Source organism: Enterococcus sp. C50, from assembly GCF_040887505.1.
GTDB classification, from domain to species: domain Bacteria; phylum Bacillota; class Bacilli; order Lactobacillales; family Enterococcaceae; genus Enterococcus_B; species Enterococcus_B thailandicus.
This window is the reverse complement of sequence record NZ_JBFOFW010000003.1, coordinates 247,704-270,680: the sequence shown is the minus strand read 5'-3', so window position 1 is coordinate 270,680 and position 22,977 is coordinate 247,704. Positions and strand designations below refer to the sequence as shown.

Below are 22,977 nucleotides of genomic sequence, written 5' to 3'. Positions count from 1 at the left end.
CCTACTTCTTTTTTCGTTTTGAGTACACTAACCAAGCAATCACTAATAATAACAACACGACCACACCACTAGCAATTGCCAAGTAAAGACCGGTTCGATTCGTTTCTAAATTCACCGCTTGTTCATTTAGTTCTCTGGCTTCTTTTGCGGTGATGGTAAAATTTTTTTCGAATTGCCACTCTTCCTTGCCAGAAGCAACAACCATTTTTAGTCGATAGTCGCCAGCCTGTAATGGTTTCGTCCCTGTACTAATCCCAAAAGGTAAAGTCGAATTAGGTGCCATGCGCATATCGCCTCGTGCCTCTGTATAAATCGGTGTCTCGTTTCCTTTTTCAAACACTTGTGCTTCTACCTGTACGTCATTCAAAATCATTGCTGCTTGATTTTGAATCGAACCAATCACAAAACTTCGACGGTTTCGTTGGTCTACGTTTACTTGTGTTAGGTCTACCACAGGTGAAATTTCTTGATCCGTTTGGTTAATGACCACAGCTAAGGAATAGGAAAAGCGGTTTGTGATTTGGCTCTCATTTTCCGATACTTGTTCAGAAACCGTGATTCCCCCCAGTAAGATGCCATCAAAAGATTGTTCTGGCATCTTTACTTTCGCTTCAACCGTGCGCGTTTCGCTTGCAGCTAGTGTGATTGATTGGTCTTCAAGTTCAACGATTCCAGCAAAATTAATCGGCAAGGTATCGTCTGGTTCTGCCTCACTAAATCCATAGTTGATCACACCATTACTATTGGTTGTTGCAGTATTCACACCTATGTCAAGGGTCATTTCTTCTTCCGAATTGTTTGTAACTTGAACTGCCAACATCTCTTCCTGTTTTGGTTCTAAGTTGATATCAAAATACGAAACGCCTTCATTCGTTTGGCTTTCGGGCAACACTGCTTGTACACTAAAATCAGGTGAACTTGCTTCTACTACACTGCCTCCCGTAAAAAACAAACCTACTACAGAGGCAACGCAAATCAATCCCACTACTACTCGTCGCACGTATGCATCTTCCTTTCTTTTTTGACTGTTTTTTAGTTATGAACAAGAAAAGGGAATAAGTACCCTTTTCTGTTGTTCATTCTTTTTTGCTTTTTTGTCTTGACTTACTCAGGTCCGTTTGTCAAATTCCACATCAAACTTGTTTCGTATGCCCCTACACCTGCACGTGCGGGTACATCTAGTGTGACATTCCCCATCCCCATGGAAATCACACCAGCATCGGCCTCTTGATTATCCGCTTGTGCAAAAACTTCATCTTCTGTATTGACAATTAGCGCACCCGAAGTAATTGTTACGCCATAGTCATTGTTTGCCACATGTGGATTCAGCGTCATAACAGAGCCGTCCATGAATGCTGTTGCTTGACGAACGGTCAATGTCCAGCCATCTCGTTCCCCACGAATATCTTCTACCGTGACCATGTTTTCAAATTCTTGTACTTCTGACTCTTCATTAAGCCCAGAGTCTAGGCTTGCCGTCAAACGTTGAGCCTCTGTTGAGAATTCCGCACTTCCAAAGTCTAATGAAGAGACATAACGAATCGATAACCCATCTCCACGATCTGGGTTAATCACTTCTGGATCAATCGGTGGTTCCGGATTTTCTGGATCGATTGGCGGAATCTCTGGATTTTCTGGATCAATCGGTGGAATCGTAATTTCCGCTGTAACTGAAGAGTTTGCATCAAGCGGTCCATTATATGTCGTTGCAGAAACTTGAATACCTGTTCCTACTAGCATTGCCATTAAGGCAGCTGTGCTCATTAATTTGATTGATTTCATCTTTTTCCTGCTTTCTAATCTTTATTTTTCTAAGTTTGTTGTTGTTATTTTAAATACTTTTTTCATAAGGAGTTTTAGTTTGAGTTACCCAATGTTTAGCCCAACGGACCGTCTGTTAATTCCCAGATAATCGTCGTTGTATACTCACCTGAAGCATAATCTTCTCCAGGAATAACTAATTGAACAGCTTGATCTGGTTGTGCCATTCCCATGGAAACCGTGTGACGTGCATATGGTACTTGACCAGCTTCCGCAAAGGTTGTTGCATTAGTGCTTAATGAAATTTCTCCGCCAGTTTCAATCCCAAATTCTTCTTGGTTACTACTATGAACATATGGATTCATTTTGATTTCTGCACCATCTAAGAAATCAGCTTCGTACCGAACCGTTAAAGCCCAGCCTTGACGTTGCGCATCTGCGCGTCGATCTTGAACGGAAACCATTGGTGAAAAAACTTGTCCTGCTTTATCTACATCATCTGCAGCATCAATCACTTGTTCTTCACCATTCAACACAACTGTGCCAAAATCTAAAGGAGATACATACAAAACATCTAGTAAACCAGGTTCTGGATTTGGATTTTCTGGGTCAATTGGTGGTTCTGGCACCTCCGGATCAATCGGTGGAATGACAATTTCTCCATCATCTTCAATCAATACTCGTACAGAACTCTCTGCTTTTCCTGCTTCTGGAAACTCGGTTGTAGCTTGTGCAACAACACTACCTCCTGTAATAGCTAAAATACCGACAGCTGTTAATCCAATTTTTTTCATTATTCCTGTTCCTTCTTTCTTTTTCTAGTTTTGATTAAATATGCTCCACTCAACAGTAGTAATACACCGCTAAAGAAGAACTTGTTATTTGCAATGCTCCCTGTTTTGGGAAGCAAATTGTTCTCGTTATTGACCAACTTACTATCTTGCGGATTGATGATTCTCACACGTACTTCAGATTCTCTTTGGACCGTTGTTCTGGCATTTACCTCCGAGGTATAACCCAAGGTCAGCGTAAAAAGAAGTACTAGAAAACATGAACGAATAAATTTACACACTATTTTACTCCCATCTTCTTTTTAGCAACTTAATTACCAACATATGACATCTCGCTCAATTTCATCAATATATTCAATCGATAAAATTCTTCCCATACGAGCAAACAAAAATTTTTTGATTTCTGCTTCAGTCATCTCTGGCTCAAATCCAAAAGCTCGTTCTACATGTAACATCCCACCATTTTTTCTTTGACTACAAAATCCCACACGATAAACATTAATATTTTTCATTTCCATACTGCCCATATTATCCCCCCTTTCGCATTATGGTGGTGGCTGGCGAATCAAGTACTTCAACTCTATAATTTATGTTAGCAAGCGCTCGAAATTTCCGCATTTTTCTTTTGTCCGAAATTGTCCATTTTTCTGTAGCAAGGAGGAAATTTGCTTTTTTAACGACCAAAACCAGCCATTTATTCCTAAATAGCTGGCCAAATGATTTTAAATGAAATTTATTCAGTCAGGACTAGTACGATAAGCCATTTTGTTTTTCTATAAAACAAAAACCTCTTTTGCTCACACAAAAGAGGTTCCAGACTATAAATAAAGTCCCAAAAAAGGGGTGACATCTACAGTTTTTTTATTTTACACTCAATACACGAAAACGCTTTAAATAAATACGGAAGAAACATGTCAAAACTCTCAATGAATGAAATAAATCAATACATGATGGTTTCCTTGTTGGGAAAAGTCACAGTGCATACGGGGCTAAAAGAAAAGCCTTCATCTTTCTTTTTTTACTTTGATACTAAGACAAAGAATACGTTCAACTCTCTATTTTCTAAATGTTGAACGTATTTGTCTACAGTCTGAGGGACTATCTATTGAAGGTAGTCCCTTTTATCACGTAATAAATAAAGAGCTTAGCATCTAAATCAGCTAAGCACTTTCAACACCATCTATTCTTGCAAACTTACCTTTAAAGCTTTAACCTCAGTAAGTGTCATCAAAACCAGCAAACTAACTAGATAAATACTACTTAAAAAAATGATAACTGCGGTCAAATCATAATGATCCATCAAAAAACCAATAATAATAGAAGAAAAACCACCAACTGCACGTCCTAAGTTCATAATGAAATTATTCGCAGTTGCTCTAATTTCAGTTGGATATAAACTACTAATAATTGCACCGTACCCGCCATACATGCCGTTGATAAAATAGCCAACGACAACTGCAGCTGCGATTAAACTCCACTGACTGTGAGCCATTACCAGTAGGAATACTGACAATGAAGAACAAATCAAAAATAACGTAAATGCAGTTCTAGGTCCTAATTTGTCCATAATGATACCAAAAGTCAACATTCCTAGTGACATCCCTGCAATCGTACTAACCATCCATATTGAAGAACCTGAGACAGATAAACCTAATTGTTTCTGCATAATGGAAGGTAACCAATTCATCAAACCAAAGTAACCAGCAATTTGCACTGTCACCATGATACTTAGACCAATTGTTTGCCAGGCTAGTTTCTTTGTTTCAAATAGATTAATCAGTTTCGTTGGTTTACCAGTCACTCGCTTTTTCTGGAATTCCTCTGGTTCCTTCAATCCTCGACGTATAAATAAAACCATTAGTACTGGCAGTACCCCAATAACATACAACATTTTCCAACCTAGCAAAGGAATAACGAGAGCTGCTAAAATAGCTGCTAAAGCAGCCCCTACCTGAGCGCCAATTCCTGCAATCGAAGAAGCTCTTCCAATTTGTTTTTTCGAAAAGCTTTCAGAAATTAAGGACATACATGCGCCATATTCTCCTCCTGCACCAATCCCTGCGATAAAACGAAAAAGATAAACGAGATAGATATTTGAAGCAAAAAACATCAATAATGAAGCAATTGAGAATAAAATGACTGTTTGTGAGAATACTTTTACTCGTCCATATTTATCTGCCATGAGCCCAAAAAAAATACCTCCAACGAGCATCCCCAAATTAGTGATTGTAGCGATCATTCCCGCCTGTGTTCCACTAATATGAAAAGTTGCAATCATTGAAGATAAAGAAAAAGCTAAAAACATGATATCCATATTTTCTAATGCGATTCCCGCTGATGTTGACAATAAAACTTTCCGTTGATACTTTGACATTTCACCTTACCCCTTTTCCTGAAAAATAACCCTAAATTATCGAAATTATACATATAAACGAAAAAAAATGCAAGTACTTTTGAATTTTAAATTGAGTATAATTTCAGCAATCCAAGTATTATGAATAAACGGCTCACTCATAACTGTCGCTAATTAGTGCTTTAACTGACTAAATAGTCAATGAATTGTTGCAAGTTTGTCGGTATAGTGAATTCAAATAAAAGAAGCTTTTCACTTGAAGGTTCCTCCTCTCCTAACTGATTATTCTATTAAATAGAAAAACGCCCAAAGTTCGTTTTGAAAACGATAATTTTAGGCGTTTTTTAAATTGGAAACTGTGTTAAGAACGGCTGGATTTTAATTTTGTCCCTGTCTTGTCTTTTACTTATTTTACAACTACTGCATATTTTCTTGCATTGTAAATATTCTCAAATGTTGTTCGGCTTAGCCAATATGAGCCACTGATTGGATCAGAAACATGAACTTGATTACTGCCCTTGTTGTAGCCATCGAGTGTTACTGCGTGATTATTATTGGCCGCTACCCCAAAATTCCAGTTACCCCAGCGTATCGGTTGGAAATTAATCGTTACCCAAGCAACAACTGGGTTCCCGCTTTTCACTTCATTTAAAAGAATATTCATCGAACTTCCAGAAATGTTTTGAACATTGCCATACTTTTGTCCCCAAGTTGTTAATGGTGCAGGATAGATTGCGGAATAGGTCCAAGAATTTTCTACAAAAGGACTGCCAACAAAACCAGTATTTGGATTTCCATTTGTAGATTTAGGAATCGTATTTAAAAATTGAGTTAAGCTCCAGTTAGTGATTTTTCCTTTGTATTGTAAAGCTTGCAGTAATGAAGCACCCTCACAACCGCTTGGTGCACCTAAAGCGTATTGGTTGTAATTTTTTACACCAAGAAGCTTATAGTCATCATTCGTTTGTTGGCCATTCCCTACCGCATACCAACCTACATCTTCATAGTTCCAGCCTTGTTTACTAATCACATTTTTTTCGTTTTCGTCTAGCGTGTAATGATGCCAGTTGACCCGTTTACTATACAGACGGCTAACGGGGATTCCATTTGTGCCAGTGTAAGAGTACCAACCAATGCCTTCATACTTCCAACCATATTTAGTGATATTGTCGCGCTCTTTCGCATTTAGCGTGTAAAAATGTTCCCCATTGTAACGGTTGTACAAACGATAAACAGGTGCACCAGTTGTTGGCGCTTGCCAGCCAACTCCTTCATAGTTCCAGCCAATTTTTCTCAGTTTATCACGCTCACCAGTATCTCTTGTGTAAAAATGTTCCCCACTATAGGGATTGAATAAACGATACATCGGAAATGTTTGAACAGAACTTTGAATCGCACTTCGCGCATAAAGACTTGATCCACCTTCTTGCAACTCTTCTTTTGGTGCCTCCGTTGCCTCTGCCTCAGCTTGACCTTCTTTGACTGGTGGTTCAACAGTTACTTGTTCCCCATTGACAATAGTTGTCTGTACTTCTTCAACTTGGTCTTCCTCTGTAACTGTACTACTTTTCGTTTGTTCCTCCGTATAAGTAGACATTATCGTCTGCTTATTCATTGTTGTATTCGTCGTTGTATCAATTGTTTCTTCAGCAAGAACACTTGTCGTTGCTAACATCATTGTTGACAGCAACGTCACACATACTAAATACCCTACACCCTTTTTCATTAAACTGTTCCTCCGTAAAAATATGTCTCATTTATGATAACATTCTTTTTTACATTTATAAAAAAAACATGAGTGATCCAAACGGACGCATACCTGCTCTTATCTTCACATACCAGTGTTCCTTTTTTATAGGGTAACCTTCTCTTCTGTTTCTTTATATTTACTTACTTAAATAAAAAATAGCTCAAGAAACCCCGTTACTGATTTCTTAAACTATCTTTCATTTAGTCATTTTGGCGTCACATCTTCCCCAAACCATCGCTGTGACAGTTTCTGAAACTCACCTGAGGCTTCTAGTTGATTAAACGCCTGATTGATTTTTGTCACTAATGTCTGATCTGATTTTCTCGCCCCTACTGCAAAATCCTCGCTTGCATAATCTCCAGTTAAAATGTGATAATCTTGCAATTGATTTTTTTGTTTCAAATAATAATTTGCATACACACGATCCATTAATAAACCATCAATTCGACCACTTCTCAAATCAATCAATGCTTCATTAAAGCTATCATATAGAACAGCTTCCTGGTTTTTAACATAATCTTTTAGGACTTCCGGTTGCTTCGTAAAGACATCGTAACCTGATGAACCATTTTGAGCACCTAGAATCTTCCCCTTCATGTCTGCAAAACTTGTGATTTTAGAACTTTTAGGCGTTATTAAAACTTGCATGTTTTCCATGTAAGGTTGTGTAAACTGTACTTTTTTTTCACGTGCAGGGGTTTTGGAATAGCCATTCCAAATCAGATCAATCGTTCCATTAGTCAACTCAAACTCCTTCATTGACCAGTCAATCGGTTGAAAGTTGACCTTGATTCCATATTCTTTAAACACAGCTTTAGCTAACTCGATATCAAAGCCAGTTAACTTACCATCTTTATCACGAAACCCCATCGGAACAAACGTATCGTCTAAGCCAATCGTGATTTCTTTTTCTTGATTGATTGTCGCCCAACTGTCTTCTGTTGGCTTTCGTCCACAACCAGAAAGTCCGAGTAAAATAAAAAGAACTAAAAATAATGCCTGAGTAAATTTTTTCATCTATTTTTTCTCCCTTTCTTTTACTGGTTTGGTGTTACTTTTAATAACTGATCGCTCACATTTTCTGCAAAAACTAAATCATGGGTCACGATAATTTGAGTTACACCTTCTTCTTTCAGAGATACAATCAACTTTTCAACTTGTTGACGCAACTCAGGGTCTAGTGCACTTGTTGGCTCATCGTAAGCTAACACTCTGGGATTCATAGCTAACGCGCGTGCGATTGCAACACGTTGCTTTTGCCCACCTGACAATTGGAAAGGATAGCTGTCTAATAAATCACTGATACCTAAAGACTCTGCCAGCTCTTTTGCCTTTTTGGTATACACTTCTTTTGGCTGTTTTAACACATTCTTAGGCGCTAAAGTGATGTTATCGAAAATACTTAAATGTGGGAATAATTGAAAATCTTGGAATACAACGCCTACCACTTGTTCCCGATTTTTTAGTTCCGCTGGGTTAAATGGTTCTTGATCTAAATAAAACTCACCACTATCTGTTTTTTCAAGCCCAGCTAATACACGAAGGAGGGTTGTCTTCCCGCCACCAGAAGGACCAACGATAGCTAATGTCTTACCATCAGGAATGACTAAATCTAACTCTTTGATTACTTGTTTTTTACCAAATGTTTTACTTACTTTTTTTAATTCGATCATCTTTTTTCCTCCTAGCGATAATAGTTCAACTTCTCTTCTACTTGTTTCATAATCAATGTCAAGATTCCTGTCAGTGCAAGATAAATTCCTGCCACACCTAGTAATGGTAATAAACTAGCATCCCGTTCCATGGCAATTTTTCCTGCACGCATAACGTCCCCTAAACCTAAAATATAAACTAATGAAGAATCTTTCACCAAGTTGATGACTTCATTTCCTACAGAAGGAAGAACAATTTTTATTACCTGTGGGATCACGATTTTCGTCACTGTTTGAAAAGGACTAAATTGTAAAACTTGTGCTGCTTCATACTGTCCTTGTGGAATAGATTGGATTCCCCCGCGAAAGATTTCGGCAAAGTATGCCGCATAATTTAATACAAAAGCTAGTAAAGCTGCTTCAAAACGATCGAAGACAATCCCAATCGTTGGTAACCCATAAAAAACAAAAATCAATTGTAAAAGTAATGGTGTTCCTCGCATAACCCAGACATACGTTTGAAGAAGATAACGAATTGGCTTAAAGTTGAGCGATAATCCTAACGCTAAAATCAATCCGAGTGGTAGTGAGCCGACTAATGTCAAACAAAATAATTTCAAGGTTGTCAGTGCTCCAACTAATAATTGCGGCATAACTTCAATTAAATCTTTCATTGTTTTTCCTCCTTTAAATAAAAAAAGCCCTCTTGGCTTGATGCCAAGAGGACGTTTACACGTGGTTCCACCTCTGTTTGCTTTTTCCTTGCAGAAAAAACCTCTAGCGGTCTTGTTTCCAGAAATTGGTGAAAAAAAAAGCCTTTGGTCGTTATGACCAAAGGACGAATAAACGTGGTTCCACCTTTTTTTGTTGGCACTTCACAGTCAGCCAACCTCATCTGGTCATCAAACAATGACCGCAGCTATAACGGGCTACCCGGGTTCTCCTACTTCTCAATTTCAAAAAACCGACTCCAAGATGTGTTTCACAATTAGTTGCTATCTCTTCGCACCAACCAGAGACTCTCTAAAAACTGCTAATGGCTACTCTTCTTTTCGATGTCATTTCATTTACTTACGTGTAATTTACAGGATTAATTTTCATTTGTCAAATTTTTTTTACCTGTTAAAATAAAAATAAATGAAGGAGGTCGAATGAAATATGCCACAAGCAACTGAACAAGAAGCGTACGAGCTACTTTCTCACCTAGGAATTTCTTATCAAAAAGTGGACCATCCAGCAATTACATCTGTTAAAAATTTGACATTTGATTTACCTGGTCCTCAAGTTAAAAATTTATTGTTGAAATCAAAAAAAGGCAAGCAAATTTATCTTGTTATCTTGCCTGATGAAAAACATGCTGATTTAAAAAAGTTAGCCGATGAATTAGCTGAGAAGCGTCTTTCTTTTTTATCAGAAGAACAAATGACCCAATTATTAGGCGTTCCTGCTGGCACCCTCACGCCTTTAGCCCTTATGCACGATACCGAAAATCAAATTCAAGTAGTTATTGATGCGGCAATCGACCAAAAAGACACAGTTGGCTTTCACCCAAACATAAATACAACAACATTAATTATCGATTTTGTAGATTTCCAAAAAATTCTAAAGTATTTAAATCATCTGCCAATTTTTGAAAGTTTATAGGCATTTGAAATTAAGTAAATAAGTCTGGTTCAAATTTTCTTTATTCATATCAAACAATCTGCTGAAAAATAGCAGAAATCTTATAAAAAGCCACGCAGCTTCTCATGTAGAAGCTTGCGTGGCTTTTTTGATTTTCTTTTATTCTTTAGTTGTTTAACTAATTTTGAGCTATTATTTTTAGAAAAGTGTTCTTACTTGTTTGAAGCAAGACGTTTTGTGCCACAACCTCTATTCACGGTGTTCCCAAAACAACTCCTCCAGATAGTTTGCATACACGTCAAAATATGAAAAGCTATTTTGCGTGTTTGCTCACTATCTTGTCGAAGCTAAACATTTTGCGCCACAATCTTTATTCACGTTATTCAAGAAATAACTCCTTCCAAATAAGTCCAAATTTCACAAAAATTTGAAAAGCAATTTCCGAAAATTTATTCTTGTTTATTGGAGCAGAGCACTTCTTTCACAACCTTTTTCACGGTGTTCCCAAAGCAACTTCTTCGGCAATAAGTCTTTTTTTCATAAAAACATGAGAAACTATTTTTAGAAAAAACTCCTTATTGCTTGAAGTTACACGCTTTGCGCCACATCCTTTATTCACGGTGTTCCCAAAACAACTCCTCCAGATAGTTTGCATCCACGGCAAAATATGAAAAGCTATTTTGCGTGTTTGCTCACTATCTTGTCGGAGCTAAGCATTTTGCGCCACATCCTTTTTCTACTACTCTTTCATCGCAGCTTTTAAAGCAGCTGCCAAAGGACTTTCTTCCGGCTCTTCCGCCTGTGAATATTTTTTCATCAGACGACGCTCTTCATGCTTCGTCATCTTTTTCTTTTGCTCTTTTTTCCCTAACATTTTTTCTGTCGTTCCATCATATTTACAACGGAAATAAGTGCCATTTTTCCCCTCAATGATTTCCATTTTTCGATGACATTGTGGGCAACGATGGTTCGACACCTTAGGATCTTTTCGTCGACGATAACTACAGTCCGCATTCGTACAGACATAGATTTTACCGTCACGCGTATTTTTTTCTCGTAAATTTGAACCACATTCAGGACATTTCTTTTGTGTAATTGAAAAATCTTGATAAGATTGCTTGCTTGTTTTGATTTCTTGAACTAAACGTTTCGTTTCCTTTTCAATTCCTTGTAAAAATTGACCCGCCTGTTTTTTTCCTGCGGCAATGGCTTCCAGATCTTTTTCCCAACTTTCAGTCAATTCTGGTGTAACTAATGAAGGATTAACTAACTCAAGTAATTGCTTACCTTTCGGCGAAACTTGTAGACCAGCTGGTGTCCGCTCCATTAATTCTGATTTAATCAATTTTTCAATAATCTCCGCACGAGTCGCTGGTGTGCCCAAACTATACTTCTCCATAAATCCAAGTAAACTTGCTTCAGTTAATGGCTTTGGCGGTGCAGAAAGTTCTTTTTTGATAGTAAAGTTTGGCGTAATGCGCTGCCCTTTTTTCCATTCAACTTCGTTAACCGTTTCTTCCGCTGATTTCTTCCAGCCAGCTTGAACCACTCGATTTTGACGAAAAACAAATATTTCTTTTCCAAAATTTACGGTGATTTTTGTCTGGCTCACTTTATGTGGTTCAGCAAATAACGTTAAGAAACGTGTTACGATCATTTGATAAATTTTTTGTTCCTCGTTGCTCAATTTTTCATAACGTGGACGATTTTCCGTTGGTAACAGCGCATGATGATCAGTTACTTTGCTATCTTGAAAAACTTTTGTTTGTTTCACTACTGCGCCATTTTTCAAGTAAAGTTTCACTTCTGGTGCAAAATCACTAACAGCTTGTAGACGCTCTTTCATCGTGCTTTTCATATCATTTGTCAAATACTTACTATCTGTACGCGGATAAGTCACGATTTTGTGTGTTTCATACAAACTTTGAACTAAACTTAATGTTTTTTTCGCTGAATAACCATGTCGTTGGTTCGCTTCACGCTGGATTTCCGTCAAATCATAAGGCAACGGAGCAGGTTCAGTCTTTAGCTTTTCTTGAATCTCTGTTACCGTACCATTCGACTGACTTAATGTTTTCACAAGTGCTTGTGCTTCTTCTATTTTTTTCAACGCAAATTGATTTTTTTGAATCATTTTCGCTTGTTCGTTAGCAACCGCTAAATGGATTGTAAAATAAGTCTGTGGTCGAAATTGTTCAATCTTCTTTTCTTGATCACGTACTAAAGCTAAAGTTGGTGTTTGCACACGGCCTGCAGATAAATTATCCTGATATTTAACCGTCAATGCTCGTGTCACATTTAAACCGACTAACCAGTCTGCTTTTGCTCTTGCCAAAGCAGACGCATAAAGTGCATCGTATTCTTTGGCTGGCTTGAGGTGCTTAAATCCATCTTTGATTGCTTTATCTGTTTGAGAAGAAATCCATAAACGTTTTACTGGTTTATTAAAATGTACGTATTCTAAAATCCAGCGCGCGACTAACTCGCCTTCTCTTCCAGCATCCGTTGCAATGACAACTTCATCCACATCTTTTCGGGTTGCTAATTGCTTGATTGCCTTTAATTGATGCCCAGTTTTTGGTAGTGGTTTGATTCCTAGATTTTTGGGAATCATCGGTAATGTTTCCATCTGCCAACTCTGCCATTCTTTGTTCAAGTCTTCTGGCATTTTCAGTCCCAATAAATGACCAAGGGCCCAGGTCACAATCACCTTGGGTCCTTCGTAATAATTTTTATGTTTTTGATTAGCTCCAAGCACCTTGCTTAGGTCTTTGGCAACGCTTGGTTTTTCCGCTAGAATTAGTTGTTTCATAAAATTCCTTTCCACTTTCTACGCTGAGTGGTTGATTTTCTTTTAATAAAGCTAAACCTTTATATTGTTGGAGATCATCATCACATTCTTCACACCAGCGCTCTTCTCCTTCATTCCAAAAGGCGCTTAGAAAGTTGCTCTTCGCATTGATATATTCATATTTTTGATGGATTGCGATCCATTGTTTTTCATACTCAGCTTTGGCTTCTTCAAAAGAATCAAAGATTTTCTCATCTTGAATATCTTCTTCCCAATTCTCGAAAAACCACCATGGCTCATTATCACCAAACATGGTTATTACTTGATACATATTTGCGTTCCCTCTTTTCAACTTAGACGTAAGCATTTTGTTCTGCTCGTTTCACAATAGCTACATCTTAGTCACTTTTCAAAAAAGTTGCAAGAAATCACTCTTACGAAAATCAATCTATTTTAATTTTCATTTATCCAAACCTTTTTTAGATGACAATGTCGCAATAAAATCTTCAATCATCCAGCGATAGCTTTCTTCTGGATCCACTTGTGGTTCACGAGTAAAATAGCCTAAAAAACGTAAAGATAAATACCCATGGATCAGACTTCTTAGCTCACGGCTGCGATGAACTTTTTCTTCATTTGTTAATTCAAATACTTCAAAAATCTGCAAGATGATTTGATTCGTTTCATGGATCCCATCGAGTAAAATTTCTTCATTCGTGTGGGGAATACTAATCAATAACTCATAGACTGCGCGATTGGCAAAAGCAAATTCTTGATAAGTTTTTGCGTATATTCGGAGTGCCTCAGCACCACTTTTCCCAACTAATGCTCGTAACAATTGGTCATTCAGTTCACGTAAAAGCTGCGCAGTCAACGCCGTTTTCACCTCACGAATATTTTTAAAATAGTTATAGAGTGAAGGCGACTTGATGTCTAAACGTTTTGCTAAATGTTGAAAAGTAAGTTGTTGCACATCCATTTCTTCTGCTAACTCACGAAAACAGTCGATGATTTTTTCTTGAGACAGATTTCTCTTTTTCATTTCTTTAATCTCCTCATAAGTAAAAAAATCCTTAACATTCATAGTTTAACATGAAAAACTCGGATAAAAAAGGAAGTTTTGTTGATAAACTACAAGTTGTAGTTTATAATAATCGACTGTAGATGAAAATTTTCAGAAAGAAGGATTTTGCTTGACTACGGAAATAAAAAGAAAAATATTTAGAAGAAGAGAAGTTTGGGAACGCAATCTACTCGTTTTATGGTTTGGAACTTTTATGGCTGGTATTGGGTTCAGTCTGGTCATGCCATTTATGTCACTTTACATAGATACGTTAGGTCATTATAGTACCGCTCAGTTGAATTTTTGGAGTGGCTTAACCTTTTCTTCTACTTTTTTGGTAACGACGATTATCTCCCCATGGTGGGGAAAACTTGCCGATCAAAAAGGGCGAAAATTGATGCTGTTACGTGCTTCTCTTGGGATGGCAGTTGTGATTGCCTTAATGGGTTGCGTCAGCAATGTTTATCAACTTGTTGGCTTACGTCTTTTGCAAGGTATCTTTTCGGGCTACATCAGTAATGCCACCGCTCTCGTTGCGACAGGTACTCCTAAAGAAAAAAGTGGTCAAGTTCTTGGAACACTGGCTACTGGATCAGTTACTGGAACATTACTCGGTCCGCTGTTAGGTGGTATTTCTGCTTCAACCTTTGGCTATCGTCCAACATTTTTCATTACTGGAATTATTTTATTTTTGGTTTTTCTACTTAGTCTATTTTTTGTTCATGAAGAATTTATACCTGTGAAAAAAGAAAACATGGTTTCTGCTAAACAAATTTTTCGAGAGCTTAAGTATCCTCAAGTTGTCTTGGGAATGTTTATCACTACAATGATTATCCAAGCATCTAATAATTCAATTAGTCCAATCATTAGTTTGTATATTCGTCAGTTATTGAATGGACATGGAGACGTGACTTTAGTTAGCGGAATTATTGCATCGATTCCTGGGATAGCAACTTTGATTGCAGCACCTCGTTTTGGACGGCTTGGTGATCGAATCGGTAGTGAACGAATTCTAGCAATCGGCTTAGGCTTTGCCGTCTTAGTTTATATTCCAATGGCATTTGTCACAAATGTTTGGCAGCTTGCTGGTTTGCGTTTTTTAGTTGGGATCTCGGATGCTTGTCTTCTTCCAGCGGTTCAAGCATTGATCACGAAATATTCACCACATCACGCTGCTGGTAGAATTTTTAGTTACAATCAATCTTTCCAAGCGACAGGGAATGTGATTGGTCCAATGATTGGTTCAAGCGTTTCAAGTGCTTTTGGTTATCGGGGCGTGTTTCTCTCAACCTCGTTACTCGTTATGGTTAATTTTTTATTAGTCCGTCATAATACACAAGAAATCCATGAACCCGTTGTTGAAAAGTCAGTTTCTTTAGATGATTCAGCATTAACAGAGCATTCTTTGAAAGAAAAACAATTACATTAACTAAAAAATGAAAAGGTTGGTTGCCATGTCAGCCAGCCTTTTTTACACCAAATTCTCTTAACTTATCTGCTAGTAAATAAAAAAATAGCTACTCCCAATTAGGAGCAGCTATTTTTTTATTTATTTTTTTGTTACTTGCGTTACTTAAAATAATCATTAATGTTTGTTCTAAACGATGACAACTGTTTTTGAACATCATTCCTTATCTTCTCGGAGTTAAACGATTTGGGCCGCAACCTTTGATATTCGGTGCTCTCAAATCAATTCCATGTGATAACTCTTGATTGTTCCAAACGATGGCAACTGTTTTTGAACACCACTCCTTATCTTCTCGGAGTTAAACGATTTGGGCCGCAACCTTTAGATATATTGCAACACTTTTGCTTCTTGGAAGGCATTATCAATTAAACCGCCACCCAAACATTCCATTCCATCATAAAAGACAACTGCTTGCCCTGGTGTGATCGCACGTACTGGTTCATCAAAAATGACTTCTGCACGATTTCCAGGAAGTAAGCGAACCGTTACAGGAACATCTTGTTGACGATAACGGAATTTCGCTGTGCATTTGAATTCTTTCGGCATTTCATTGTTGGTTGTGAAATGAATTTCACTTGCTTCAAGACTTGTTGCATACAAGGCAGGATGATTAAATCCTTGTCCAACATATAACGTGTTTGTTGTTAAGTCTTTTCCAACAACAAACCATGGTTCTTGTGTCTTTCCGCCACCACCAATTCCTAATCCTTGGCGTTGACCGATTGTGTAATACATTAAACCAGCATGTTGTCCCATGACTTCACCATCAAGCGTCACCATGTTTCCTTTTTTTGCTGGTAAGTAATTGCTTAAAAATTGTTTGAAATTCTTTTCTCCAATAAAACAGATCCCAGTTGAATCTTTTTTCTTTGCTGTCGCTAAGCCAGCACGTTCAGCAATGGCACGTACTTCTGATTTTTTCATACCGCCTAGTGGGAACATTGTTTTTGCTAATTGTTCTTGTGACAATTGGCTCAAGAAATAGGTTTGATCCTTGTTATTGTCCACACCACGAAGCATGTGAACCACACCATTTTCATCACGAGAAACTTGTGCATAATGCCCAGTTGCTACATATTCTGCACCTAAATCCATTGCGTAATCTAAAAATGCCTTAAACTTGATTTCTTTATTACACATCACATCTGGATTTGGTGTCCGTCCTGCACGGTATTCTGCTAAGAAATATTCAAACACTCGATCCCAATATTCTTTTTCAAAATTCACAGAGTAATAAGGAATCCCAATTTGCGCTGCAACTTTTGCAACGTCTTTGTAGTCTTCCGTCGCTGTACATACGCCATTTTCGTCAGTATCGTCCCAATTTTTCATGAAGATACCAACGACATCATACCCTTGTTCCTTTAGTAAAAGTGCTGTTACTGATGAGTCAACTCCGCCACTCATCCCTACGACAACGCGTGTTTTGCTGTTGTCTGTCATACTATCACCATCATTTCAATTAGATTTTCTGAAACATCTACGAGTTGAAGGTCGCAACTTTTCAGTGCTTTCCATTATACGTCATTTTTTTGAAAATTTCATCTCTTTGTTCTTAAGATTTTACCAAAAATAATTTCAATAATTTATAACAAAAAAATCACCGTTTTATATAAGATGAAGTTTGTTCATAATCGGTTAATTTTTGCTAATTCTTCTTGCTTTGCTTGAAAAATTTCATCAATGTTTGCTTCTGATAATGGCGATCCGAATGGTAAGGTTTTGGCTAATAATTTCCTTTCCGGCGCATCTACACCCACATTTACGTCATTGCCGATTGGAACACTATAATTATGGATGTGACCGTGCAAATTACGAACGGCATCATTTTGCCCCAACAATAAAGGATAATGCGTTAAGTAATATTGATGGTGATTAAATTTAACGATTGCACCGACATCATGAAAATAAAACTTCTTGTCTTGATTCATCATTCCAGGATCATTTTTTTCTAAATAACGAAAAAAGGCACGGCTATCATGGTTGCCTTTAATAAAATGGATTTCCCCATTTAGTTGTTTCACTTGTTCAAGTATTTCCTGACTCCCCTTTTCATACTGAGGATGCATGGCAAGATCACCTAAGTGATAAACGGTATCTTGCTCTTTTACAATAGCATTCCAGCTATCGATAAGTTGAGCATTCATTTCATCAACTGTTTTAAATAAACGTGGAGCAAAATCATTTTGTCCTAATAGAGCCTCATGAAAAAAATGAAGATCACTAATAAAATAATTCATGTTCTCGCCTCTTTCTAAACTTATCAAGTTCTCTTTATTTTAGCGTTCTTTTGCTAAAATCACCAAAGTTAAAGCCAAATAAAGGGAAGTTGTTTTTCATTCATGCTAAACTGAACGTAGCTATTGCTTAAACTAAACGAGAGAGAAGGGAAAACATTATGACAATCTCATTTACTGGAACAATCAAACCAGACCAAACAATTATCGAGTTAGCTGAGAGCCAAGGAACCTTAACCATTTCAACTAAGAAAGTAGAACCTATGGACAACTCTTTTGAATTATACTTCCAAAATCGCCACTGTGTTGGAATTGATTCCGTACCTAAGGACTTCGATACGCTTATTTTGGTAACGCTCCCTTGGGAAATAGAAGCAAATTATTTAAGTCACTCCTTTTTAGTACTCGCAGAAGAAAACAACTTAACCATTTCGAAACCAGAAGAAATTGCCAAGCAGATCCCTACAAATGTTTTACCGAAAATCGAGGAAACACGCGAACAATTTTTGCGTATACTGACAACAATCGGTTACTTCTTCTTGCCAGCAGAAACAAAGAAAAAGAAACCAGCCAAAGCACGTCATCGTTGGACAAAAGAAGTCAGTGAGATTCCATTCACTGTTCATTTTCGTGGCAGTAAAGCCACCCTTTATTGGAAAAGTCGAAATGAAATGCTAGTTAAAAAAGGCGCTATTATGATGGAGGAAGCTCCGCTTAATAAAGATGGTTCCGTGAGTTACGCCGCAAAGTATGGTGACAAATTACGTGCCGATCATCAAGAAAAAATTTCTGGTAATAAAACAACTGCTGATATTATTTTGAAAAGTGTCAATGAAGTGAGTCTGTTCCTTTACTTTGGCGGGACAAACAGTTGGCTTGAAATTCTGGATGAGAATGGGAAAAGTCTAGATGAATGGACTAGAGTAGACTAATTAATTGATAAAAAATTCAAACAAAAAAAGTAGCATCAAACATAGTAAAACAGGAGCTGTGACAATAATTTTGTCACAGCTCCTGTTTCTTAATAGGCGATATTTCCCAAATCAGCTTTTTAGGCAACAAGTCCTCTTTTCATAAAAATATGAGGAACTTTTTTTAGAAAAATTTCTTATTGCGTGAAGCTGACCGCTTGGAGCTACAACCTTTTTTCTTCGGTGTTCCCAAAACAACTCCTCGCAATAGCTTGCATCCACTTCAAAATATGAAAGGCTATTTTGAGTGCCAGCTCGCTATCTTGTCGGAGCTAAACGTTTTGCGCCACAACCTTTTCCTCGGTACTCAAGAAGCAACTCCTTCAAAATAAGAATAAATTTCACAAAAATTTTAGAAGTAATTTCTGAAAATTTATTCTTATTTATTAGAGCTGAGCGTTTTGAGCCACAGCTTTTATTCACGGTGTTCACAAAGTAGCTTCTTCGGTAATAAGTCTTTTTTTCATAAAAACATGAGAAACTATTTTTAGAAAAAATTCCTTATTACTTAAAGCTAACCACTTTGAGCCACAGCCTTTTTCTTAACGAATCAAATCTGTGTCTGGATGTTCCAATAATTGCTTGACTTGTTTTCGCGTTGTCAATGGTACATCCCCTTGAATCGCATGCGCAAGTCGTGCATTGGCAATAGCAAATGCAACAGTTTCTTCCAATGACCAGCCTTCTGCAAAACCAAGTAGGATTCCTGCGGCATACGCATCTCCAGCACCAATTCGATCTAAAACCTCTAATCGTTGTTTGGGTATTTCAAATGCGTCTGTCGGCGTTATCAAATAACCGCTCAAAAATTTTTCGTGATTAATCACTTGGCGTTTTGTACCAGCAAACCACGTAATATCATAATGTGCTAAAAAGGATTGGATAAAGGCTGTTTCATTTTCTGAAACGGAGACTTCTGTTTTCCATTGCATCAACTCCACCAAATCTCGGGTGGAACCAAAAACTATCGTACAATAAGGCAATATTTCTTCGTAACGCTGTTTCATTTGCTCTTTTTTCCCTGGTTCTTGGTTTAAACTTGGGCGAAAATTAAAATCAAAACAAACGATTTTCCCCGCAGCATGTGCCTCTTTTGCCAACGTAATCGCCGTTTGTGCTGTAATTTCAGTCAAACTTAAACTAATTCCGCAGATATGAAGCATATCCACTTGCTCAATGAATTGTTTCACGTCATAAGCTTCGATTGGAGACAAACTAAACGAACTACTTTTTCGGTTTTGGTAAGTCACTTCGGTTGGTCTTGCACCAAATCCCATCTCCGCAAAGTACGTACCAATATGTTGATGTTGTTGAACGATATACGCTGTTTGAATACCTAAACTTTTTAAATTAGCTAAGGCAGCTTTCCCCAAACGATTATCGGGTAACGCCGTCAACAGATAACTTTCTATTTCAAAATGTGCTAAATTTCCAACCAGATTCACACCTGTTCCCGTATACGCCATTCGCAAAGTATGTGTTTGTTCCAATTGCAAATGTTCAGGGGGCGTCAAGCGTAACATCACTTCACCATATGCACCAATCTTCATTTTTTTCACTTTACTTCACCAGCTTCTCCATCATTTCCAATAACGTTTTAACATCTTCAACTTTTGTATCTCCCGTTTCTGAATCAATAATTGAGCTATAAACATGGGGAATGATTTTTTTCACACCAGCATCAACGGCAATCTGCACGATCTCTTCGAAATTCGCCAAATCAATGCCACCAGTTGGCTCCAACGCAAAATCGAATTCCGCACAAGCTTTTGCGACTGCTTGATATTCTTCTTTGTGCGCAAGTCCCTTCATAGGGAAATATTTAATGGATGTCCCGCCCATGTCTTTTAACAACTGAATAGCTGTTTCAATTGGTACTTCAGCTGCAGGTGCTTGTGAACTTAATGGCCCAGTTGCGATATTGACATAGCCCACTTTTCCAGTCGGTGACACAAGACCATTGACAACTGTTTCTTCTTGTTGTAGTAATGCTCGTGAAGCACCTACTCCCGTAAATACTTGGTTCACATGTTGTGGTTGCAAAACAGCCGACAGTCTTGAGACCATTTGGCTTTGATTGGGATCGCCCGCACCCAAACCAACGGACAAAGCATTATTCGTTGCTTCTTGATATTTTTTCATATCAGTAATTGCTGCTTCATCTGTTTCGTAATTTTTTGAAAGAACACCTAAAACAATATGACCATTGGCTGCTTCATAACATGCTTTTGCATTTTCGACAGAGTTTGCTAAAACGTTTAGACAAATTCGATCGGCTAAATAATTTGGACTAAGTGACATCTTCATTCTCCTCATCAATTGGTTTTAGTTTAAAATTTCTGCTAATCGTGTAATAATTTTTTTCATTTCGGCTTCTGTGACTGACCGAATATCAAATTCGATCACACCATTGTTTGCCTGATATTCTCTTGTATAGATGGCAGGATCTTTTTCTTTCAACTCAGTAATCACTTCTTTAGCTGACTTTTCACCTGAAACTTTGATGCTTGCCCGATAAATATCCCGACCAGCACCATCCTGCACGATTTTTGCTTCAATATTTGGTAGTTGGTTCATCGCCTCAACAAAAGGAAGTAATCTTTTTTTCATTGATTCCCCAGTTTCACTTCCTGTAAGTAAATAGTCCTCAACGGCTTGAGTAAAGCCTAGTAAATTATCTTTGCCGATTTTCATCGCACGTCCGATTCCTTTGCTTTGCAAACGAACCCATTCCACATACGTTTTCTTGCCAATCACTAAGCCAGCACTAGGGCCTTCAATTGCTTTCGCGCCAGAGTAAATTACTAAGTCGGCACCAAGTTGACTATAAGTAAACAAATCTTCTTCTGCGGCTGCATCAACAATTAAAGGAAGATCATGTTGATGTGCCACTGCTGCAGCTTCTTGGACACTCAGCATACTTTTTTGAACGGTGTGATGACTTTTAATATATAAAATTGCTGCTGTTTCTTCCGTAATCATCATTTCTAGGTGATCAGGTGTACACATATTGGCATATCCTGCCTCGACAACTTGTCCACCACCTTGTTCAACCATCACTTCAACAGGCGTACCATAATCCACATTATGACCCTTAGGTAAAATGATTTCTCGCTTGGTGATTTTTTTGGTATAAGGGTGATACACGTGATAGGCACTTCCTTGCCCAATAATGCCAGCAACTGACTGTGCAATTCCAGCTGAGGCACTCGAAACGATTTGAGTATCTTCGACTTGAAGTAGCCCAGCCAAGTAGCTCCCTGTTTCTTTCACTAATTCACTCATTTCAAAAAAGTGTTCACCGCCAAAACGCTGCGCTTCCAGCACTTTTTCTGAAACCTTTGATACACCTAGAATGGTCATTTTTCCAGAAGCGTTGATGACTTCTTTTAAGTGAAATTTTTCATAACTGACAGTCATAAATTTCCCCTCCAATAATGGTTTTGACTGGTTTGATCTGACTATCCGTCGTCCGAGTAAAACCATTGGAATCTGTTAACACTTTTGGTTCTTCTAAAAATTCAAAAATCGTTAAATCTGCATCAAATCGTTCTTTCAACTGCCCTTTATTGGCTAGATGAAAGTTTTCCGCAGGTGCCTTTGTTACTTTTTCAATAATTTCTTCCCAAGAATAACCAACGACATGTAACTTTTCCATCGTGGTTGCTAAATCATAAACTGGTCCATTTTCACGATTACGAATATAGATATCCGTACTAATTGATGATGCTTTGATATTTGCTTGTTTTGCGACTTCTGCCACATGAAAATTGAAACTATCTGTCCCATGACCAATATCAAAAATGATTCCTTTCGCAAAGGCTTCTTTAGCAATCAATTTGATTTCATTTGTTTCTGAATCAAGGATACCATTACTTTTTCCATTGAAACAGTGAGTCAAGACATCTCCCTTTTCCATTCTAGCTAAAACTTCGGCTAATTCTGGTGGCGCAGAACCAATATGAACCATTAAAGGTAGATGCTGATTCTCATTTTGGATTTTTTTAGCTAAATCTAGTGGTGTGATGCCATTTTTTCCTACCACAGTTTTACTCATTCGTGCCTTGATTCCAACAATGAATTCAGGAAGTTCATTCATTTTTTGTTTCACTAATGTTTCTTGCACTTTACTTAAATCAGCTAACTCATCTTGCGTGACAATTCCCCATTTAGAGATATTCAGTAGCGCATAGACATTCGTTTTTGCTTGCTTGGCGTAACGATAAAACGTTTCGATATTTTCTGCGCCAGTTGTTCCGGCATCAATAACGGTCGTCACGCCTTTTTCAACGCCAATTTTATCCGGATAATCATAATAAAGCGTCATTTCTTCAAAACAATGTACATGATCATCAATCCAGCCAGCTGATAAATATTGCTGTGAGGATAAGGTCAACGTTTCTTTTGTCTCTCCCGTAATTTTGGGTGCAATTTGGCTGATTTTCCCATTTTCAATACCAATTTCAAAGGACGGACCTTTAAGTTCTTTTGCATTTTTTATTACTAAATCAAACATG

22 protein-coding genes and 1 other annotated feature are annotated in these 22,977 nt (G+C 37.7%); of the genes, 3 read left to right on the top strand and 19 right to left on the bottom strand.

The window, feature by feature from the left end; translation table 11 throughout:
* Position 1: 1 nt before the first annotated feature.
* The 10 genes from AB3I20_RS06080 to AB3I20_RS06035 form a co-directional block, all read right to left on the bottom strand.
* A complete protein-coding gene (locus AB3I20_RS06080; protein WP_368027091.1) occupies positions 2-1,000 on the bottom strand; it encodes a DUF916 and DUF3324 domain-containing protein in 999 nt (332 codons plus the stop codon).
* Positions 1,001-1,104: 104 nt separating this feature from the next.
* Positions 1,105-1,782, bottom strand: a complete 678-nt coding sequence (locus AB3I20_RS06075; RefSeq protein ID WP_067482639.1) for a WxL domain-containing protein — start codon at positions 1,780-1,782, stop codon at positions 1,105-1,107.
* Positions 1,783-1,877: 95 nt separating this feature from the next.
* Positions 1,878-2,555 (bottom strand): WxL domain-containing protein, encoded by a 678-nt coding sequence (locus AB3I20_RS06070; protein WP_067482641.1) that lies wholly within the window; start codon positions 2,553-2,555, stop codon positions 1,878-1,880.
* Positions 2,555-2,722 carry an LPXTG cell wall anchor domain-containing protein gene (locus AB3I20_RS06065; protein ID WP_368027101.1) on the bottom strand — a complete coding sequence of 56 codons (168 nt, stop codon included), beginning with the start codon at positions 2,720-2,722 and terminating at the stop codon, positions 2,555-2,557. The genes AB3I20_RS06070 and AB3I20_RS06065 overlap by 1 nt, the downstream gene beginning before the upstream one ends.
* Before the next feature lie 144 nt (positions 2,723-2,866).
* Entirely contained in the window at positions 2,867-3,079 is a 213-nt protein-coding gene (locus tag AB3I20_RS06060) for a hypothetical protein (protein WP_368027090.1), read from the bottom strand.
* Between the two features lie 653 nt (positions 3,080-3,732).
* A complete protein-coding gene (locus AB3I20_RS06055; protein ID WP_067482647.1) occupies positions 3,733-4,926 on the bottom strand; it encodes an MFS transporter in 1,194 nt (397 codons plus the stop codon).
* Between the two features lie 385 nt (positions 4,927-5,311).
* Entirely contained in the window at positions 5,312-6,631 is a 1,320-nt protein-coding gene (locus AB3I20_RS06050; protein WP_368027089.1) for a C39 family peptidase, read from the bottom strand.
* 228 nt (positions 6,632-6,859) lie between these two features.
* Entirely contained in the window at positions 6,860-7,672 is an 813-nt protein-coding gene (locus AB3I20_RS06045; protein WP_368027088.1) for a transporter substrate-binding domain-containing protein, read from the bottom strand.
* A 20-nt stretch (positions 7,673-7,692) separates the two neighbouring features.
* Positions 7,693-8,328 (bottom strand): amino acid ABC transporter ATP-binding protein, encoded by a 636-nt coding sequence (locus tag AB3I20_RS06040; RefSeq protein ID WP_368027087.1) that lies wholly within the window; start codon positions 8,326-8,328, stop codon positions 7,693-7,695.
* Between the two features lie 11 nt (positions 8,329-8,339).
* The gene (locus tag AB3I20_RS06035) at positions 8,340-8,981 is read right to left on the bottom strand and encodes an amino acid ABC transporter permease (protein WP_067482655.1); all 642 of its coding nucleotides are present in this window, start codon (positions 8,979-8,981) and stop codon (positions 8,340-8,342) included.
* A 157-nt stretch (positions 8,982-9,138) separates the two neighbouring features.
* Positions 9,139-9,372, bottom strand: a binding site (T-box leader).
* Positions 9,373-9,465: 93 nt separating this feature from the next.
* Here AB3I20_RS06035 and AB3I20_RS06030 point away from each other — a divergent pair.
* Positions 9,466-9,951, top strand: a complete 486-nt coding sequence (locus AB3I20_RS06030; RefSeq protein ID WP_368027086.1) for a prolyl-tRNA synthetase associated domain-containing protein — start codon at positions 9,466-9,468, stop codon at positions 9,949-9,951.
* A 718-nt stretch (positions 9,952-10,669) separates the two neighbouring features.
* On the opposite strand, the gene AB3I20_RS06025 is transcribed toward AB3I20_RS06030, so the two are convergent.
* From AB3I20_RS06025 to AB3I20_RS06015, 3 genes are all read right to left on the bottom strand, one after another.
* Complete coding sequence (locus AB3I20_RS06025) at positions 10,670-12,742, bottom strand: DNA topoisomerase III (protein WP_368027085.1); 2,073 nt, start codon at positions 12,740-12,742, stop codon at positions 10,670-10,672.
* A complete protein-coding gene (locus AB3I20_RS06020) occupies positions 12,675-13,052 on the bottom strand; it encodes a DUF1033 family protein (protein WP_067482663.1) in 378 nt (125 codons plus the stop codon). Before AB3I20_RS06020 ends, AB3I20_RS06025 begins: the two co-directional genes overlap by 68 nt.
* A 129-nt stretch (positions 13,053-13,181) precedes the next feature.
* The gene (locus tag AB3I20_RS06015; protein WP_071868838.1) at positions 13,182-13,763 is read right to left on the bottom strand and encodes a TetR/AcrR family transcriptional regulator; all 582 of its coding nucleotides are present in this window, start codon (positions 13,761-13,763) and stop codon (positions 13,182-13,184) included.
* 151 nt (positions 13,764-13,914) lie between these two features.
* Between AB3I20_RS06015 and AB3I20_RS06010 the strand changes: the two genes are divergently transcribed.
* Positions 13,915-15,213: a multidrug efflux MFS transporter gene (locus AB3I20_RS06010; RefSeq protein ID WP_067482666.1), complete on the top strand. Its 1,299-nt coding sequence runs from the start codon at positions 13,915-13,917 to the stop codon at positions 15,211-15,213.
* Positions 15,214-15,573: 360 nt separating this feature from the next.
* Here AB3I20_RS06010 and mnmA read toward each other — a convergent pair whose 3' ends face one another.
* Entirely contained in the window at positions 15,574-16,695 is a 1,122-nt protein-coding gene (gene mnmA / locus AB3I20_RS06005; RefSeq protein WP_368027084.1) for a tRNA 2-thiouridine(34) synthase MnmA, read from the bottom strand.
* A gap of 185 nt (positions 16,696-16,880) precedes the next feature.
* The gene (locus tag AB3I20_RS06000; RefSeq protein ID WP_071868836.1) at positions 16,881-17,492 is read right to left on the bottom strand and encodes a metallophosphoesterase family protein; all 612 of its coding nucleotides are present in this window, start codon (positions 17,490-17,492) and stop codon (positions 16,881-16,883) included.
* A 158-nt stretch (positions 17,493-17,650) separates the two neighbouring features.
* Between AB3I20_RS06000 and AB3I20_RS05995 the strand changes: the two genes are divergently transcribed.
* Entirely contained in the window at positions 17,651-18,421 is a 771-nt protein-coding gene (locus tag AB3I20_RS05995; protein WP_270492848.1) for a hypothetical protein, read from the top strand.
* A 581-nt stretch (positions 18,422-19,002) separates the two neighbouring features.
* On the opposite strand, the gene AB3I20_RS05990 is transcribed toward AB3I20_RS05995, so the two are convergent.
* Genes AB3I20_RS05990 through AB3I20_RS05975 form a run of 4 tightly spaced genes read right to left on the bottom strand, consistent with a single transcriptional unit; the run spans position 19,003 to position 22,976 of the window.
* Positions 19,003-20,010, bottom strand: coding sequence for a sugar kinase (locus tag AB3I20_RS05990; RefSeq protein WP_067483112.1), 1,008 nt, complete (start codon positions 20,008-20,010; stop codon positions 19,003-19,005).
* A 10-nt stretch (positions 20,011-20,020) separates the two neighbouring features.
* Positions 20,021-20,761 (bottom strand): KDGP aldolase family protein, encoded by a 741-nt coding sequence (locus tag AB3I20_RS05985; protein ID WP_067482674.1) that lies wholly within the window; start codon positions 20,759-20,761, stop codon positions 20,021-20,023.
* Positions 20,762-20,785: 24 nt separating this feature from the next.
* Positions 20,786-21,880, bottom strand: a complete 1,095-nt coding sequence (locus AB3I20_RS05980) for a DgaE family pyridoxal phosphate-dependent ammonia lyase (RefSeq protein WP_067482676.1) — start codon at positions 21,878-21,880, stop codon at positions 20,786-20,788.
* On the bottom strand, positions 21,864-22,976 hold the full coding sequence (locus AB3I20_RS05975; RefSeq protein WP_067482678.1) for an amidohydrolase/deacetylase family metallohydrolase: 1,113 nt from the start codon (positions 22,974-22,976) through the stop codon (positions 21,864-21,866). Before AB3I20_RS05975 ends, AB3I20_RS05980 begins: the two co-directional genes overlap by 17 nt.
* Between the last annotated feature and the right edge of the window lies 1 nt (position 22,977).

What these genes read in the sequence shown, in the direction of transcription:
- AB3I20_RS06025 (WP_368027085.1), bottom strand. Translation starts at nt 12,742, where the DNA reads ATGAAACAACTAATTCTAGCGGAAAAACCAAGCGTTGCCAAAGACCTA.
- AB3I20_RS06060 (WP_368027090.1), bottom strand. Translation starts at nt 3,079, where the DNA reads ATGGGCAGTATGGAAATGAAAAATATTAATGTTTATCGTGTGGGATTT.
- AB3I20_RS06055 (WP_067482647.1), bottom strand. Translation starts at nt 4,926, where the DNA reads ATGTCAAAGTATCAACGGAAAGTTTTATTGTCAACATCAGCGGGAATC.
- AB3I20_RS05975 (WP_067482678.1), bottom strand. Translation starts at nt 22,976, where the DNA reads ATGTTTGATTTAGTAATAAAAAATGCAAAAGAACTTAAAGGTCCGTCC.
- AB3I20_RS05985 (WP_067482674.1), bottom strand. Translation starts at nt 20,761, where the DNA reads ATGTCACTTAGTCCAAATTATTTAGCCGATCGAATTTGTCTAAACGTT.
- mnmA (WP_368027084.1), bottom strand. Translation starts at nt 16,695, where the DNA reads ATGACAGACAACAGCAAAACACGCGTTGTCGTAGGGATGAGTGGCGGA.
- AB3I20_RS06030 (WP_368027086.1), top strand. Translation starts at nt 9,466, where the DNA reads ATGCCACAAGCAACTGAACAAGAAGCGTACGAGCTACTTTCTCACCTA.
- AB3I20_RS06035 (WP_067482655.1), bottom strand. Translation starts at nt 8,981, where the DNA reads ATGAAAGATTTAATTGAAGTTATGCCGCAATTATTAGTTGGAGCACTG.
- AB3I20_RS06015 (WP_071868838.1), bottom strand. Translation starts at nt 13,763, where the DNA reads ATGAAAAAGAGAAATCTGTCTCAAGAAAAAATCATCGACTGTTTTCGT.
- AB3I20_RS05995 (WP_270492848.1), top strand. Translation starts at nt 17,651, where the DNA reads ATGACAATCTCATTTACTGGAACAATCAAACCAGACCAAACAATTATC.
- AB3I20_RS05980 (WP_067482676.1), bottom strand. Translation starts at nt 21,880, where the DNA reads ATGACTGTCAGTTATGAAAAATTTCACTTAAAAGAAGTCATCAACGCT.
- AB3I20_RS06040 (WP_368027087.1), bottom strand. Translation starts at nt 8,328, where the DNA reads ATGATCGAATTAAAAAAAGTAAGTAAAACATTTGGTAAAAAACAAGTA.
- AB3I20_RS06050 (WP_368027089.1), bottom strand. Translation starts at nt 6,631, where the DNA reads ATGAAAAAGGGTGTAGGGTATTTAGTATGTGTGACGTTGCTGTCAACA.
- AB3I20_RS06020 (WP_067482663.1), bottom strand. Translation starts at nt 13,052, where the DNA reads ATGTATCAAGTAATAACCATGTTTGGTGATAATGAGCCATGGTGGTTT.
- AB3I20_RS06075 (WP_067482639.1), bottom strand. Translation starts at nt 1,782, where the DNA reads ATGAAATCAATCAAATTAATGAGCACAGCTGCCTTAATGGCAATGCTA.
- AB3I20_RS06070 (WP_067482641.1), bottom strand. Translation starts at nt 2,555, where the DNA reads ATGAAAAAAATTGGATTAACAGCTGTCGGTATTTTAGCTATTACAGGA.
- AB3I20_RS06045 (WP_368027088.1), bottom strand. Translation starts at nt 7,672, where the DNA reads ATGAAAAAATTTACTCAGGCATTATTTTTAGTTCTTTTTATTTTACTC.
- AB3I20_RS06000 (WP_071868836.1), bottom strand. Translation starts at nt 17,492, where the DNA reads ATGAATTATTTTATTAGTGATCTTCATTTTTTTCATGAGGCTCTATTA.
- AB3I20_RS05990 (WP_067483112.1), bottom strand. Translation starts at nt 20,010, where the DNA reads ATGAAGATTGGTGCATATGGTGAAGTGATGTTACGCTTGACGCCCCCT.